The organism is Nocardia sp. NPDC050718 (assembly GCF_040654235.1).
Classification (GTDB): Bacteria; Actinomycetota; Actinomycetes; order Mycobacteriales; family Mycobacteriaceae; genus Nocardia.
Genome location: NZ_JBFAHQ010000011.1, coordinates 88,708 through 102,864, shown reverse-complemented (window position 1 = coordinate 102,864; position 14,157 = coordinate 88,708). Strand labels below are relative to the sequence as shown.

At 70.9% G+C, this 14,157-nt stretch carries 14 protein-coding genes; 5 read left to right on the top strand and 9 right to left on the bottom strand.

Annotated features, from left to right (window positions below; translation table 11 throughout):
* Window positions 1-9: 9 nt before the first annotated feature.
* The 6 genes from argF to AB0H54_RS31795 are packed head-to-tail and all read right to left on the bottom strand — an operon-like array spanning window position 10 to window position 6,554.
* Window positions 10-942 carry an ornithine carbamoyltransferase gene (gene argF, locus AB0H54_RS31820; RefSeq protein WP_357350495.1) on the bottom strand — a complete coding sequence of 311 codons (933 nt, stop codon included), beginning with the start codon at window positions 940-942 and terminating at the stop codon, window positions 10-12.
* Window positions 939-2,141, bottom strand: coding sequence for an acetylornithine transaminase (locus AB0H54_RS31815; RefSeq protein ID WP_357350493.1), 1,203 nt, complete (start codon window positions 2,139-2,141; stop codon window positions 939-941). The genes argF and AB0H54_RS31815 overlap by 4 nt, the downstream gene beginning before the upstream one ends.
* Complete coding sequence (gene argB / locus AB0H54_RS31810; RefSeq protein ID WP_357350491.1) at window positions 2,138-3,025, bottom strand: acetylglutamate kinase; 888 nt, start codon at window positions 3,023-3,025, stop codon at window positions 2,138-2,140. Before argB ends, AB0H54_RS31815 begins: the two co-directional genes overlap by 4 nt.
* Window positions 3,022-4,248: a bifunctional glutamate N-acetyltransferase/amino-acid acetyltransferase ArgJ gene (argJ, locus tag AB0H54_RS31805; RefSeq protein WP_357350489.1), complete on the bottom strand. Its 1,227-nt coding sequence runs from the start codon at window positions 4,246-4,248 to the stop codon at window positions 3,022-3,024. The genes argB and argJ overlap by 4 nt, the downstream gene beginning before the upstream one ends.
* Window positions 4,245-5,303, bottom strand: a complete 1,059-nt coding sequence (gene argC, locus AB0H54_RS31800; RefSeq protein WP_357350487.1) for an N-acetyl-gamma-glutamyl-phosphate reductase — start codon at window positions 5,301-5,303, stop codon at window positions 4,245-4,247. Before argC ends, argJ begins: the two co-directional genes overlap by 4 nt.
* A 27-nt stretch (window positions 5,304-5,330) precedes the next feature.
* The gene (locus AB0H54_RS31795; protein WP_357350485.1) at window positions 5,331-6,554 is read right to left on the bottom strand and encodes a cation:proton antiporter; all 1,224 of its coding nucleotides are present in this window, start codon (window positions 6,552-6,554) and stop codon (window positions 5,331-5,333) included.
* A gap of 137 nt (window positions 6,555-6,691) precedes the next feature.
* On the opposite strand from AB0H54_RS31795, the gene AB0H54_RS31790 reads away from it, so the two are divergent.
* From AB0H54_RS31790 to AB0H54_RS31780, 3 genes are read left to right on the top strand one after another with little or no spacing between them, the layout of a single operon-like run.
* Window positions 6,692-7,030 carry a YciI family protein gene (locus tag AB0H54_RS31790; RefSeq protein WP_357350483.1) on the top strand — a complete coding sequence of 113 codons (339 nt, stop codon included), beginning with the start codon at window positions 6,692-6,694 and terminating at the stop codon, window positions 7,028-7,030.
* Window positions 7,031-8,230, top strand: coding sequence for an RNA polymerase sigma factor (locus tag AB0H54_RS31785; protein ID WP_357350481.1), 1,200 nt, complete (start codon window positions 7,031-7,033; stop codon window positions 8,228-8,230).
* A 21-nt stretch (window positions 8,231-8,251) separates the two neighbouring features.
* Window positions 8,252-8,602, top strand: a complete 351-nt coding sequence (locus tag AB0H54_RS31780; protein ID WP_357350479.1) for a hypothetical protein — start codon at window positions 8,252-8,254, stop codon at window positions 8,600-8,602.
* 16 nt (window positions 8,603-8,618) lie between these two features.
* On the opposite strand, the gene AB0H54_RS31775 is transcribed toward AB0H54_RS31780, so the two are convergent.
* Window positions 8,619-9,326 (bottom strand): helix-turn-helix domain-containing protein, encoded by a 708-nt coding sequence (locus AB0H54_RS31775; RefSeq protein WP_357350477.1) that lies wholly within the window; start codon window positions 9,324-9,326, stop codon window positions 8,619-8,621.
* A 65-nt stretch (window positions 9,327-9,391) separates the two neighbouring features.
* On the opposite strand from AB0H54_RS31775, the gene AB0H54_RS31770 reads away from it, so the two are divergent.
* The gene (locus AB0H54_RS31770; RefSeq protein ID WP_357350475.1) at window positions 9,392-11,377 is read left to right on the top strand and encodes an isocitrate lyase/phosphoenolpyruvate mutase family protein; all 1,986 of its coding nucleotides are present in this window, start codon (window positions 9,392-9,394) and stop codon (window positions 11,375-11,377) included.
* A 6-nt stretch (window positions 11,378-11,383) separates the two neighbouring features.
* Here AB0H54_RS31770 and AB0H54_RS31765 read toward each other — a convergent pair whose 3' ends face one another.
* Window positions 11,384-11,875: a pyridoxamine 5'-phosphate oxidase family protein gene (locus AB0H54_RS31765; RefSeq protein WP_355281684.1), complete on the bottom strand. Its 492-nt coding sequence runs from the start codon at window positions 11,873-11,875 to the stop codon at window positions 11,384-11,386.
* A 62-nt stretch (window positions 11,876-11,937) separates the two neighbouring features.
* On the opposite strand from AB0H54_RS31765, the gene AB0H54_RS31760 reads away from it, so the two are divergent.
* A complete protein-coding gene (locus tag AB0H54_RS31760; protein WP_357350473.1) occupies window positions 11,938-12,912 on the top strand; it encodes a YafY family protein in 975 nt (324 codons plus the stop codon).
* A 116-nt stretch (window positions 12,913-13,028) separates the two neighbouring features.
* Here the strand turns inward: AB0H54_RS31760 and AB0H54_RS31755 are convergent, their stop codons facing one another.
* Complete coding sequence (locus tag AB0H54_RS31755; protein ID WP_357350471.1) at window positions 13,029-14,126, bottom strand: FAD-dependent oxidoreductase; 1,098 nt, start codon at window positions 14,124-14,126, stop codon at window positions 13,029-13,031.
* Window positions 14,127-14,157: the final 31 nt, after the last annotated feature.

Here is a 14,157-nt window from a genome sequence, read left to right as displayed (position 1 = left end):
TTCGCGGTCTCACGCGGCGGCTTTCGCGAGCAGCCAGACCAGTAGCGCCTTCTGGGCGTGCAGCCGGTTCTCGGCCTCGTCCCAGACCACGCTGTGCGGGCCGTCGAGTACCTCGTCGGTGATCTCCTCGCCGCGGTGCGCCGGAAGGCAGTGCATCACAATGGCTTCCGGGTCGGCGGCGGCGAGCAGTGCCGCGTTGACCTGGAACGGACGGAACGGGCCGACCCGGTCGAGACCGTCGTTCTCCTGCCCCATCGAGGTCCAGGTGTCGGTGACCAGCACATCCGCGCCGGTCGCGCCCGCCACCGGGTCGTTGGTGACCGACACCGTCGCCCCGGTCTCCGCGGCCCGCTTGGCGGCGGCCTCGAGGATCCACGGCAGGGGTTCGAAACCGGCGGGCGCGGCGACGGTCACGTTCATGCCCGCGGTCACCCCGCCCAGCAGCAGCGAGTGCGCCATATTGTTGGCGCCGTCGCCGAAGTAGGTGAGGTTCAGCCCGGCGAGGGTGCCCTTGCGCTCGCTGATCGTCTGCAGATCGGCGAGCACCTGGCAGGGGTGGAACTCGTTGGACAGCGCGTTCACCACGGGCACCGTCGCGGTGGCCGACATCTCGTCGAGGCGGGACTGTTCGAAGGTCCGCCAGACGATGGCCTCCACGTAGCGCGAGAGCACGCTGCCGGTGTCGCCGAGGGTTTCCTCCCGGCCCAGCTGGGTGTCGCGGCCGTCGACGACGACGGCGTGCCCGCCGAGCTGGGCGATGCCGAGCTCGAACGAGAACCGGGTGCGGGTGGAGTTCTTCTCGAAGATCACCCCGACCCCGCGCGGGCCGTCGAGCGGCCGGTGCGCGAACGGGTTCTTCTTCAGATCCGCGGCGATGGCGAGGATTTCGGCCTGCTCGGCCTGGGTCACATCGTCGTCGCGCAGGAAGTGGCGCAGGGTCACTTGCTGGCTCCCTTCGCATCGGCGGCGGCCTTGTCGAGGATCTCGGGCAGGTCGGCGACGAAGTTGTCGGCCTGGGTTTCGGTGAGCACCAGCGGCGGCGCCAACCGGATCACGTTCGGCTTGGCGGGATTGATCAGGTAGCCCGCCTCCCGCGCCCGCTCGTCGACATGGGCGGAGATGTCGTTCTTCAGGACGATACCGATCAGCAGGCCCGCCCCGCGCACATGATCGATCTCGGGGTGCTCGAGCAGCGCGATACCGTCGCTGAGCTTCTTGCCCACCCATTCCACATGGGAGAGCAGATCCTCGGAGTCGATCGTCCGCAGGACCGCCAGCGCCGCGGCGGCGCACACCGGGTTGCCACCGAAGGTCGTGCCGTGCAGGCCCGGGGTGAGCAGCTCAGCGGCGCGGCCCTGCGCCAGCACGGCGCCGATCGGCAGACCGCCGCCGAGGCCCTTGGCCAGGGTGATCGCGTCGGGCACGATGCCCGCCGCCTGATGCGCGAAAAACGTTCCGGTGCGGCCGATTCCGGTCTGCACCTCGTCGAGGATCAGCAGCGCGCCCGCCCGCGAGGTGATCTCGCGCGCCCGGGCCAGGTAGTCGAACGGCGGGACGACCACACCGCTCTCGCCCATCATCGGCTCCAGGAACACCGCGGCGGTGTCGGTGTCGACGACGGCCTCCAGCGCGGCGGCGTCACCGTAGGGCACGTGCACGACGCCGGGCGGCATCGGCTCGAACGGTTCCCGCTTCGAGGGCTGACCGGTGAGCGCGAGCGCGCCCATGGTCCGGCCGTGGAAGGCCTCCTCGGCGGCGACGATCTTGGTCCGGCCGGTCAGCCGGGCCATCTTGAACGCGGCTTCGTTGGCCTCGGTGCCGGAGTTGCAGAAGAACGCCTTGCCCTCGCCGTCGCCGAAGTGCGCGAGCAGCTTCTCGGCCAGCTCGATCACCGGCTCGCTGGCATACAGGTTCGACACGTGGCCGAGCGTGCCCAGCTGCTGGGTGACCGCTTCCAGGATGGCGGGGTGGGCGTGGCCGAGGCTGTTCACCGCGATGCCACCGAGGAAGTCGACGTAGCGCTTGCCGTCGGCGTCGTAGAGCACCGCGCCCGCGCCGCGCACCAGCGCGACCTTCGGGGTGCCGTAGTTGTTCATCATCGCGGCCGACCACCGCTGCTGCAGCTTCTCTACTTCACTCATGCGGTCACCATCGTTCCGATTCCTTCTCCGGTGAACAACTCCAGTAGTACCGAATGCGGCACCCTGCCGTCGATCACATGGGCGCTGGGTACCCCACCCCGCACCGCCCGCAGGCACGCTTCCATCTTCGGCACCATGCCCGCATCCAGGCGCGGCAGCAACTCCGCGAGCGCCGTCGCGTCGATCTCGCTGGTCAGCGAGGAACGGTCGGGCCAGTCGGTGTAGAGGCCCTCGACGTCGGTGAGGACGACGAGCTTCTCCGCGCCGATGCCCTCCGCCAGCGCGGCGGCGGCGGTGTCGGCGTTGATGTTGTGCACCACGCCGTCGGCGTCGGGGGCGATGGTGGACACCACCGGAATGCGCCCGGCGTCGATCAGATCGAGCACGGCACCCGGATTGACCTCGGTGACGTCGCCGACCAGGCCGATGTCGGTGGCGACACCCTCCACCGTGACCGTGCGCCGGGTCGCGGTGAACAGGTGCGCGTCCTCACCGGAGATGCCGACCGCGTACGGGCCGTGCGCGTTGATCAGCCCGACGAGTTCGCGCCCGACCTGGCCGAACAGCACCATCCGCACCACGTCCATCACCTCGGGGGTGGTGACGCGGAAGCCGCCGCGGAACTCGCCCGCCATGCCGAGCTTCTTCAGCATCGCGTTGATCTGCGGGCCACCGCCGTGCACGACCACCGGGTGCACGCCGACGGTGCGCAGGAACGCCATGTCGGCGGCGAAGGCGGCCTTGAGCTCGTCGTCGATCATGGCGTTGCCGCCGTACTTCACGACGACGACCTTGTCGCGGAACTTCTGCAGCCACGGCAGCGCGTCGGCGAGCACGTGCGCCTTGTCCAGCGCCGAGAGGGACTGCACCACACCGCTGCTCATGAGCTGTACGCCGAGTTCTCTTCGACGTAGGCGTGCGAGAGGTCGGTGGTGCGCACCATCGCGGTGCCCGCGCCGACGTTCAGCTCGATCAGCACCGCGATGTCTTCGCCGGACAGGTCGACCTCGCGCGCGCCGGGCGCGCCGACGCTGTCGACACAGACCGGATTGCCGTTGAACGACACCGCGATCCGGTCCGGGTCCAGCGTCACCGGGGCGATGCCGACGGCGGCGAGCACCCGGCCCCAGTTCGGGTCGGAGCCGAACAGCGCGGTCTTGACCAGGCTGTCGCGGGCGACCGCCCTGGCCACGGTCAGGGCCTCGTCCTCGGAGGCCGCGCCGGTGACGGTGATCTGCACCCGCTTGGTGACGCCCTCGGCGTCGGCCATCAGCTGGGCGGCCAGGTCGTCGCACACGGTGAAGACGGCCGCGTCGAGGTCCTCCTGCGACGGGGTGACGCCGCTGGCGCCGTTGGCCAGCAGCAGCACGGTGTCGTTGGTGGAGCAGGAACCGTCGACGTCGAGCCGGTCGAAGGTGTACTTGGTGGCCTGGCGCAGCGCCCGGTCGAGCTGCTCGGGCGTGGCCACCGCGTCGGTGGTGAGCACGACGAGCATGGTGGCCAGCGACGGGGCGAGCATGCCCGCGCCCTTGGCCATACCGCCGACGTTCCACTTGTCCTCGTGGTGGAACGCCGATTCCTTCGGCACGGTGTCGGTGGTCATGATGGCGTGCGCGGCGTCGGAGCCGCCGGACATGCCACCGCCCATCTCGTGCACGATCTCGGTGACGGCGGGGATCAGCTTGTCCATCGGCAGCCGGTCACCGATCAGGCCGGTGGAGCAGACCGCGATCTCGCCCGCGCCGGTCTCGGTGCCCCAGTTGCTCAGCGCGGCGGCGAGTTCCTCGGCGGTCCGGTGGGTGTCCTGGAAGCCGCCGGGCCCGGTGCAGGCGTTCGCGCCGCCCGAGTTGAGGATGACCGCGCGCACGCGCCCCGACTTCAGCACCTGCTGCGACCACAGCACCGGCGCGGCCTTGACCTGATTGCTGGTGAAAACACCGGCGGCCGCGTATTCGGGGCCCTCGTTGAGGACCAGGGCGAGGTCGGGCTTGCCGCTGGCCTTGATGCCCGCCGCGATACCGGCGGCGCGGAAGCCGAGCGGGGCGGTGACGCCCTGGGTGTGGATCAAGTTGCCGTGGTCCGTCGAGTGCGGATCAGGGGTCGTCACGGTGCCACTCCTACGGTGGAAAGTCCTGCGGTCTCGTCGAATCCGACGGCCAGGTTCATCGATTGCACCGCGGCGCCCGCGGTGCCCTTGGTCAAGTTGTCGATCGCGCCGATCACCACGAGCAGGCCCGCGTCGGTGTCGACGGCGACCTGCAGGGTGATGGCGTTGGAGCCCAGCACCGAACCGGTCTGCGGCAGAACGCCTTCGGGCAGCAGATGCACGAACGGTTCGTCGGCGTAAGCCTTTTCGTAGACGGCACGCGCCTCGGCCGCGTCCACCTTCACCGGGGCGGTGCAGGTCGCGAGGATGCCGCGCGGCATCGGGGCGAGCACCGGAGTGAACGACACCGCGACGTCGACGCCGCCCGCCGCCTTCAGGTTCTGCGCGATCTCGGGGGTGTGCCGGTGCGCGCCGGCGATGCCGTAGGCGCGGACGCTGCCCATCACCTCGGAACCGAGCAGGCCGACATCGAGCTTGCGGCCGGCACCGGAGGTGCCGCTGACGGCGACCACGTTCACGGTCGGCTCGATGATGCCCGCCGCGATGGCGGGCGCCAGCGCGACGCTGGACACCGTCGGGTAGCAGCCGGGCACGGCGATGCGCCGGGCGCCGGTGAGCCGCGCCCGGCCGCCGGGCAGCTCGGGCAGGCCGTAGGGCCAGCTGCCCGCGTGGGCGCTGCCGTAGTACTTCTCCCAGGCGGCGGCGTCGGTGAGCCGGAAGTCGGCACCGCAGTCGATGATCACCGTGGACTCGGGCAGTGCCTGCGCGATGGCGCCGGACTGGCCGTGCGGCAGGCCGAGGAAGACGATGTCGTGCCCGGCCAGGACCTCGGGGGTGGTTTCCTGCAGGATCCGGTCGGCCAGCGGCAGCAGATGCGGCTGGAGCGCGCCCAGCGCGGTGCCCGCGTTGGATCCGGCGGTCAGCGCCCCGATCTCGAGGCGCCCGGTTCGGTATTCGGGGTGCGACAGCAGCAAACGCAACACTTCGCCACCGGCGTATCCACTCGCACCGGCAACCGCCACCCGCAGCGCGGGTCCTCCCGACGAATCAACCATGTGATGATTATGCACGACTATGCAAGCTCATTCATGGGCAGGTGCGGTCGCGAGCGGCGCCTTCCCGCCGATCAAGCGCGCTACCAGCGGGAACAGCAGAACCGTCGTCGCGCCGGCGGCGACCAGAACCGAGGCGGTATCCGCCGTCATCAGCTCCGTCGACACGGCCACCTGGGTGACGGCGACGATGATCGGCAGGCCGGTGGCCGCGAACAGGGCCAGCTGAGCCCGCTCGTGCGGCGATTCCAGATTGCGCCCGTGCGGGACGAACCGCTCGCTCAGCCACACCGGCAACCCGCGGGCGACGGCGATCGCCGCCACGAACGACACCCACAGCAGCGGCCTGTTCGCCACCGCCGACATATCGATCGCCATGCCCGAGACCACGAAGAACACCGGGATCAGCAGCCCGTAGCCGATGGTCTCGAGCTGCTCGTCGACGCGCGGATGGCCCGCGGCGATTAGCCTGCGCAGCACCATGCCCGCGGCGAAGGCGCCGAGCACCACGTCCAGGTCGAAGCGTTCGGCCACCACCATGAGCACCAGCAGCAACAGGATCGACCCGCGCACCGGCAGCTGGGAGGTGCCGCCGTCCATCCTGGCCAGCGCCGCCCCCAGATCGGGGACGCGGCCGAACAGCCGCACCGGGATCAGCCCGACCAGCAGCGCCGCCAGCACGAACAGCGCGAGCACCACCAGCGCGGCACCGACATTGTGACTGCTCAGCAGTACCGACATGGCCACGATCGGGCCGAGCTCGCCGACCGCGCCGTGCGCGAGCACCGCCCGGCCCAGCGCGGTGTCGAGCAGCCCGGCCTGTTTGATGATGGGCAGCAGGGTGCCCAGCGCGGTGGAGGTCATCGCGATCGCGACGGCGATGTGGTTGGTCGTCGATTCGCTGCTCGCCAGCACGCTGACCAGGCCGAACGCGAAGACGAGACCGGCCAGCCACACCAGCCAGGCCACCCGCCCCGACTTGCCGCCGAGCAGTTTCGGGTCCAGTTCGTAGCCCGCGAGCAGGAACAGCATGCCGAGGCCGAGTTCCTTGATGAGGTCGACGCCGCCGTCTGCGGTGGCCCAGCCGAGCGCGAACGGCCCGAGGATCGTGCCCGCCACGAGCAGGATCACCACATCCGGCACGAAGCCACGCAGTGCCCGCGACAGCAGCGGCGCCACCACCGCCACGAGCGCGATCCAGAACAGCGAGACGATCGGCGACGGCGCGTCGACGGCGGCGGCGAGCAGCTCCATGCGCCTCATCGTGGCACAGCGGCCCGGCCGAATCCGGGCACCTCGCTGGCCGTCCGGACGAGAATCGTTGCACCCGCGAGTGTCGATTCGGCGGCGTCCCGTTCGTATAGGAGATGAACCCCCACGAAAGGACGATCATGAAGCAATACCTGTTGTGCATCTATCAGCCCGACGGTCCGGCGCCGTCGAACATCGGCACGATCCTCTACGAGCTGGCCGCGCTGAACGAGGAGATGCGGGCGGCCGGGGCCTGGGTGTTCGCGGTCGGCCTGCACGCGGCGAGCACCGCGACCGTCGTGCGGGCGAAGGAGGGCGAGGTGCTGATCACCGACGGGCCCTTCGCCGAGGGCACCGAGCACATCGGCGGCTTCACCCTCATCCAGGCGGCCGATCTGGACGAGGCGATGGACTGGGCGGGCCGGCTGGCCGCGGTACTCACCCTGCCGATCGAGGTGCGGCCGGTGGCGAGCGGCTAGATGGACATCGAGGCGGTCTTCGCGGAGAACTACGGGCGCGCGGTCGCTTCCCTGATCCGCGTCTTCGGTGACATCGGGGTCGCCGAGGACGCGGTGCAGGAGGCCTTCGCCGCCGCGGTCGTGCGCTGGCCGGTCGACGGGGTGCCGCCGAGCCCGGCGGGCTGGATCATCACCACGGCGCGCAACCGCGCGATCGACCGGCTCCGTCGCGAGGCGACCCGGGCCGACCGGCACGCCGAAGCCGCTCTCCTGCACGCGGATCCGGCGGCGCCCACCGACAGCTTCCCCGACGACCGGCTGCGCCTGATCTTCACCTGCTGCCATCCGGCGCTCGCCCCCATCGCCCGGGTCGCCCTGACGCTGCGGCTGCTCGGCGGGCTCACCACCGCCGAGATCGCCCGGCTGTTCCTCGTCTCCGAATCGGCGATGGCGCAACGGCTCGTGCGCGCCAAGGGCAAGATCCGCGACGCCCGCATCCCCTATCGGGTCCCCGCCGACGCCGAACTGCCCGCGCGGCTGCCCGCCGTGCTCGCCGTCGTGTATCTCGTTTTCACCGAAGGCTATTCGGCCACCTCGGGCCCCGATCTGATCCGCGCCGACCTGTGCGCCGAAGCGATCCGGCTGGGCCGCCTGCTCACCGATCTGCTCCCCGGCGAGCCGGAGATCCTGGGCCTGCTCGCCCTCATGCTGTTCACCGAATCCCGCCGGACCGCCCGCACCGACGGCGAGCACCTCATCCCGCTCGCCGACCAGGACCGCACCCGCTGGGATCGCGACCTCATCGACGAGGCCCGATCCCTGCTCCGAGAATGCCTGCGCCGCAACGCCCCCGGCCCCTATCAGCTCCAGGCCGCCATCAACGCCGTCCACGCCGACGCCCCCACCGCGGCCGCCACCGACTGGCCCCAGATCCTCACCCTCTACGACCACCTCTACACCCTCACGCCCACCCCCATCGTCGCCCTCCACCGCACCGTCGCCCTCGCCGAAGTCCACGGCCCCAACGCCGCCCTCGCCGAACTCACCACCATCGACCTCCCCACCCACCACCTCTACCACGCCCTCCGCGCCGACCTCCTCCGCCGCGAAGGCCGCCTCCCCGAAGCCGTCACCGCCTACAACACCGCCCTCCCCCTCACCCCCAACGACATCGAACGCGAATACCTCCGCCACCGAAGAGACTCCCTCCGGGATCCCTGAGCCCGAGCGATACTGGAGTCCGTGGCCGAGGCCTTCCGGCAAGCCGGAGACCAGGACGAGACGCAGTTGTTCATCGAACTCGTCTATCACGGCCTCGGCCGGACAAAAGCGGGCACGACCTGGAAGGAACTCATGGACGCCGATCTCTCGTACTTCCGCGGACCCCTTGCTCAGGCGCTGCGGGAAGAAGGCCGCGACGAAGGGCTGGATGAGGGGCGGGCCAAGGATGTGCTGCTCATCCTTCGACATCGCGGGGTTCATGTTCCGGAGGATGCCGCCGCACGCGTCACCGCATGCCGGGACCAACAGACCTTCGACGTATGGATGCGGCGGGCGCTGGAAGTCTCCACTGTCGAGGCTCTGTTCGACTGAGCGGTCGGTCGGGCCGTCAGCGTAGGTGGGCGGGGTCTATGCCGAGGGTTTCGGCAAGACCGGTTTCTCCTGTAGGGGTGACGCGGATGGCGCGGCCGGTTCCGGACGGGGTGATCCAGGTCAGGGCCAGCAGGCGGCGGTGCAGGAGGACCGCGGCGGGGCCGCCGAGGTGGGTGCGGCGTTCGGTCCAGTCCAGGCAGGGGCGGGTCAGGGGACGGCGGGAGCGGGTGAGGGTGGGCTCGTCGATGCCGAGGGTGGTGGTGAGCCAGGTGGTGCCCGCGGGGGTCAGGGTGTGGGCGTTGTCCGGGTCGAGGAGGCCGCGGTGGGCCATGGCGTCGGTGATGGTGACGCCGAGGCGGCCGGCCAGGTGGTTGTAGCAGGTTCGCCCGCGCGCCAGGGCCGCGTCGGCGGTGGCGGCGCGCAGGTTCTTCGGTGGGGTGGGGGTCGGGTCGAGTTCCGCCAGCAGGGTTTCCAGGAGCTGGGCGATCGCGGGGCTCGCCAGTTCGACGTAGCGGTGCCTGCCCTGTTTGCGTTCGGTGATCAAGCCCGCCCCGCACAGGCGGTCCAGGTGGGCCGTCGCGGTGGACGGGGCGACGCCGGTCAGGCGGGCCAGTTCGCCGGCGGTCCAGGCGCGGCCGTCGAGCAGGGCCAGGCACATGTGGGCTCTGGTCCGGTCGGCGAGGACGGCGGCCCAGTCGGCGAGGGCGGCGGCGCGGGCGGGCATCTCCCCATCATGCGACGGCGATTGTTCGGCGGCCACCGAACTGTCGCGGGCCTACCGTCGATGTCGTGATCAGCGATCCCGAGCTCGTCCGAGAACTGCTCCACACCGCGCCGATGCCGCCGGTGCCCGACGCGCCCGGTCCGGGCATCGCGTGGCTGCGCGCGTCCGTCCCCCGATTCTGCGATGGTCTCGTCCATCAGCGCCGACGGGCGGCGGTGCGACGCGAGCTGGATCGCCTCAACCCCGCCGTCCTTCGGATCGCCGCCGCCGCCCGAGCAGACCAGCCACTGGCCCATGTCAGGGTGCTGCTCGCGGCGATGGGGATCCCTGAGCGTGCGGTCGTGGCGGTGGCGGTCGTCGCGGCCGCCTATCAACCACACGAACCGATCACGCCGGAGGCGGACGCGGCGGTGCGTGAACTCGTGGCTCTGTGCACAGCGCCCGCGCGTGTCTCGGGGTGCACGCACGACAGCGCAGGGGTGTCGGCGGCCGGATACGTCACTGGTAGGCACGGCACGCTCGCGGGAGCCCCGCACCGACCAGCCCGCACCGCCTCTGCGGAGGTCGGCGACATCGCGACGCCGGGCCGGACCGCCGCCCCCTCGGGCACCGACCGACACACACCGGGCAACGGAACGCCCACCTCCGACAGCGAGACCACCGACGACGAGCGGATCGCCGCACGGATCTGCATCCTGGTGCAGGCGTGCGCGGGGACCGGCGAATTGATTGCGGCCGCCCGCGCCTCGGACATCGGCGCCCCAGCCGACCGCCCGGCACTGATCATGGCGACCACGCCGCCATTGCGCTCCACACGGCGGCTCGTCGACGGTGTGGTGACCGAACTCGATCTTCGCCATCCGGGGCTCGGATTCGGCGCGGGACCGCACCGCTGCCCCGGGCACGAACTCGCGGTCGCCATCGCCAACGGCATCCTCGAATCCGAGACCCCACCTGCGCTTTTCGAGCCGGGCGGGGAACGGCCGCTGCCCGGATCGGCTCCGCGGCCTACGCCGCACCTCCGGTCCGGGTCGAGCGTCGAGCCCACGATGAGGACGCTGCCCGATGGGAACCTACGGATCGAGCCGAACGCATACGCCGAACCACGCACACTCACCGAACCAGGCCATCGGCCCGCGCGAAACCAACCGACCAGCTCACACCGTCCAACGGAGCCGCGCCCCGCGCGAGAGCCGGACACGGCGTCGATCGGGCCTGGAAACGGCCGAGCGCCGACGAATGCCCACCCACGTACTCCGTACCCCGCGGATTCGACCGACTTCCACGCACTCCATCATGGCGAGCGGCCGTTGATCCTGCCCAATGCCTGGGACTTCACCTCCGGCGCCCTGCTCGCGGACGCGGGATTCCCAGCCATCGCCACCACCAGTCTGGGGGTCGCCGCCGCAGCCGGTCTGCCCGATGGCAAAGCCGCGTCCGCGACCGAAACCTTCGCTCTCGCCGCCCGATTGACGCGACTGCCGGTTCTGGTGAGCGTCGATATCGAAGCCGGGTTCGCCGAGGACCCCGCCGAAGTCGCCGACTATGTCGCCCGGCTGGCCGATCTCGGCGTCGCCGGAATCAATATCGAGGACGGCCGCGACAACACCTTCCTGGCCACGCCGCAGGAACAGGCTGACCTCGTGCACACCATCAAGACCCGCACACCACATCTGTTCGTCAACGCCCGCGTCGACACCCACTGGTTCGGCATCGACGAAGACTCGACCGTGCACCGGGCCCGGCTGTACGCGGCGGCGGGCGCCGACGGATTATTCGTCCCTGGCGTCACCGACCCGGCCATGCTGCGCACCCTCGTCGCCGCGACCCCGCTGCCACTGAACACCCTGTACGCACCGACCGGCCCCGATCCCGACACCCTCGCCGCGCTGGGCGTGCGCCGGATCAGCACCGGATCGGCCCTGTACCGGGCCGCTCTCGGCGCGGCGGTCGGCCTGGCCCGCACCCTCCGGGGCGATCCGGGCGAGTTGTCGGCGCCGCCCGACTACCGGCGCATCCAGGCCCTGCTCGCGGCGGCGAACACCGCCTAGCGCGGGTCAGTCCTTGCGGACCACCCGCTCGCCCGCACCGGGCTTCCACACGGTGATGTCGAGGTGGTCGTCGTCGACCTCCACAGTGGAAGCGCCGGTGAGATCGGCGACGTAGAAGTGGTCGAACTTCTCACCGCGGATGTCGAAACCGCTGTCGTCGAAGAGTTTCTGGGCGAAACGCGCGTGCACGGCCTCGTCCGGCAGATCGGTGACGGTGCCGAACAGTTTGGCGTCACCGTCGGTGACCTTGGTGTCGACGGTCGCGGTGTGCAGGCAGAACCGCGGGTCGCGGGCGAGGTCGGCGAACTTCCTGGTGTTCGGCATGCCGGCCAGGATCAGCATGCCCTCGAAGATCGTCGGCTCGATCGGGCTGATCCGCGGCGACCCGTCGGCGCGGACGGTGCCGAGCAGGCACAGATTGCCGGTCGCCTGGTGCCTGCGCAGGAACAGGGCGGAGATTCGCGGTGCTTCCTCGGTGAACTGGCTCCATGTGGTCATAGTCGAACAGTACGACTCAACCTTGACATCCTGTGTCAAGGTTTCCGGCTAGTCTCGAGAACATGCGAGCGAGCAGGTTGGTGCAGCTGCTGCTCCTGTTGCAGGCCAAGGGCGGGGCGACCGCGACCGAGCTGGCGCGGGAGCTAGAGGTATCGGTGCGCACCGTCTATCGGGATGTCGAGGCGCTGTCGGCGGCCGGGGTCCCGGTGTACAGCGAGCCGGGGCGCGGTGGCGGCGTGCGGCTGATCGACGGATACCGCACCCGGCTGACCGGCCTCACCTCCGACGAGGCCGACGCGGTCCTGCTGGCCGGACTGCCCGGCGCGGCCGCCGACCTCGGCCTCGGCACCGTGCTCGCCACCGCTCAGCTCAAGATGCTGGCCGCGCTGCCGCCCGAACTGCGCGGCCGCGCCACCCGCATCGCCGAGCGCGTCCACATCGACATGCCCGGCTGGTTCCACCGCCCGGACGACACCCCCACCCTGGCGGCGGTCGCCGACGCGCTGTGGCACGACCGCAGGCTCGCGATCAGCTACCGGCGCCGCGACAAGACCGTCGAGCGCACGGTCGATCCGCTCGGCCTGGTCATGAAGGCTGGCACCTGGTATCTGGTCGCCCGCGAGACCACCGACATCCGTTCCTACCGGGCAAGCCGCATCACCGCCGCCGAGCCCACCGGCGAATCCTTCACCCGCCCAGCCGATTTCGAGCTCACCGCGCACTGGTCGGCGTCGGCCGACGAATTCGCCCGCGCCATCCTGCGGGTCCGGGCGCGGTGCCGGGTCTCGGCCGACCACCTGGGCCTGCTGCGCTTGATGAACGACCCGGCGGCCGTCCGCGACGCCCTGGCCTCCGCGAGCGTGCCCGACGACTCCGGCTGGGTCGAGATCACCCTCCTCGGCGAGTCCTACGAGATCCTCGCCCACGCCCTGCTCCCCCTCGGCGAACATCTCGAGGTTCTCGACCCACCCGAACTCCGCTCGGCCATGGCCACCACCGCGGCCGCCATGCACGCCCGCTACCACCCGCCGATCTGACGGCCACCGCTCCGCTCACGGTCGTCGTGGACGGACCCGAGCGGCGACGGCGGGCTCTCGGGCCGCCGGACCCGTCCACGACGACACGAGACCTGTGCGCCCGCGCGCGGCGTCGGTCAGCACGTCCAGTCGAGGACCTCGCCCATCGCACGCAGGGAAAGAGAGGCGGGCACGAGCCGCAGGACGTTGTCCCGCAGGGCGACCAGGGGTGCGGCCGACAGCTGGCCGATGGTGCCGATGCGGGCCGATCGGGTGGCGATCATCCGGGTCCGGGGACGGCGCTCCCGGTCGTACCGGGCCAGGCCGTCGGGTTCGGCGGCCAGGCGGGCCAGCACCACCGCGTCCTCGAGCGCCTGGCACCCGCCTTGGCCGAGATTCGGGGTCATCGCGTGGGCGGCGTCGCCGAGCAGGGCGATCCGGCCCGCGGTGAACGACGGGAGGGCGGGGATGTCGTAGATGTCGTTGTGCAGCACCGCGTTCGGGTCGGCGGCGGCCAGCAGCGCGGGGATCGGGTGATGCCAGCCGGCGAAGCGGTCGCGGACCTCGGCGAAGGTTCCCGGCGCGTGCTCGGGTGCGTTGTAGACGGCGAAGCAGTACACCCGGCCGTCGGCGAGCGGCGCCATGCCGAACCGTGCTCCGCGACCCCAGGTCTCCCCGAATTCGGTCAGTTTCTCCGGGAGTTCGACCACCGCACGCCAGGCGGTGTACCCGGCGTACCGAGCCCGCACCTCGCCGCAGACCGCACGCCGGACCACGCTGTTCAGGCCGTCCGCGCCGACGACCAGGTCCGCGGTCGACACCCCCGCCGAGTGCGTCACCGATCCGTCGGGGTCGGCCGACGACACCGCGATCCCCGTCCGCACCGTGTCCTCGGGCAGCGCCGCACGCAGGATCTCGAGCAATGCGGCGCGGTGGACCACCACCGGAGCGCCGAACCGCTCGCGCAGCGTCGCCACATCGGTGCGCGCGAGCCGCCGGCCGCGCGCATCCCGAACCCCGGCCGACACGTCCTCGACCGCCTGCGCCCGCACCGGGGACCCGACGCCGAGGGCATCCAGTGCCCGCAAGGCGTTGGACCACAACGAGATTCCCGATCCGACCTCGGTGAGCTCCGGCGTCCGCTCCAGCACTTCCACCGACCAGCCCCGGCGCGTCAACGCCAGCGCCGTAGCCAATCCCCCGATTCCACCACCGACGACGATTGCTGTGGACATCGCACTCTCCCCTCGTTGCAAGTACAACCCA

Bases quoted from the DNA above. Each gene is read 5' to 3' on its own strand.
- AB0H54_RS31815 (WP_357350493.1), bottom strand. From the start codon at position 2,141: ATGAGTGAAGTAGAGAAGCTGCAGCAGCGGTGGTCGGCCGCGATGATG.
- argB (WP_357350491.1), bottom strand. From the start codon at position 3,025: ATGAGCAGCGGTGTGGTGCAGTCCCTCTCGGCGCTGGACAAGGCGCAC.
- argC (WP_357350487.1), bottom strand. From the start codon at position 5,303: ATGGTTGATTCGTCGGGAGGACCCGCGCTGCGGGTGGCGGTTGCCGGT.
- AB0H54_RS31795 (WP_357350485.1), bottom strand. From the start codon at position 6,554: ATGGAGCTGCTCGCCGCCGCCGTCGACGCGCCGTCGCCGATCGTCTCG.
- AB0H54_RS31790 (WP_357350483.1), top strand. From the start codon at position 6,692: ATGAAGCAATACCTGTTGTGCATCTATCAGCCCGACGGTCCGGCGCCG.
- AB0H54_RS31785 (WP_357350481.1), top strand. From the start codon at position 7,031: ATGGACATCGAGGCGGTCTTCGCGGAGAACTACGGGCGCGCGGTCGCT.
- AB0H54_RS31775 (WP_357350477.1), bottom strand. From the start codon at position 9,326: ATGCCCGCCCGCGCCGCCGCCCTCGCCGACTGGGCCGCCGTCCTCGCC.
- AB0H54_RS31765 (WP_355281684.1), bottom strand. From the start codon at position 11,875: ATGACCACATGGAGCCAGTTCACCGAGGAAGCACCGCGAATCTCCGCC.
- AB0H54_RS31760 (WP_357350473.1), top strand. From the start codon at position 11,938: ATGCGAGCGAGCAGGTTGGTGCAGCTGCTGCTCCTGTTGCAGGCCAAG.
- AB0H54_RS31755 (WP_357350471.1), bottom strand. From the start codon at position 14,126: ATGTCCACAGCAATCGTCGTCGGTGGTGGAATCGGGGGATTGGCTACG.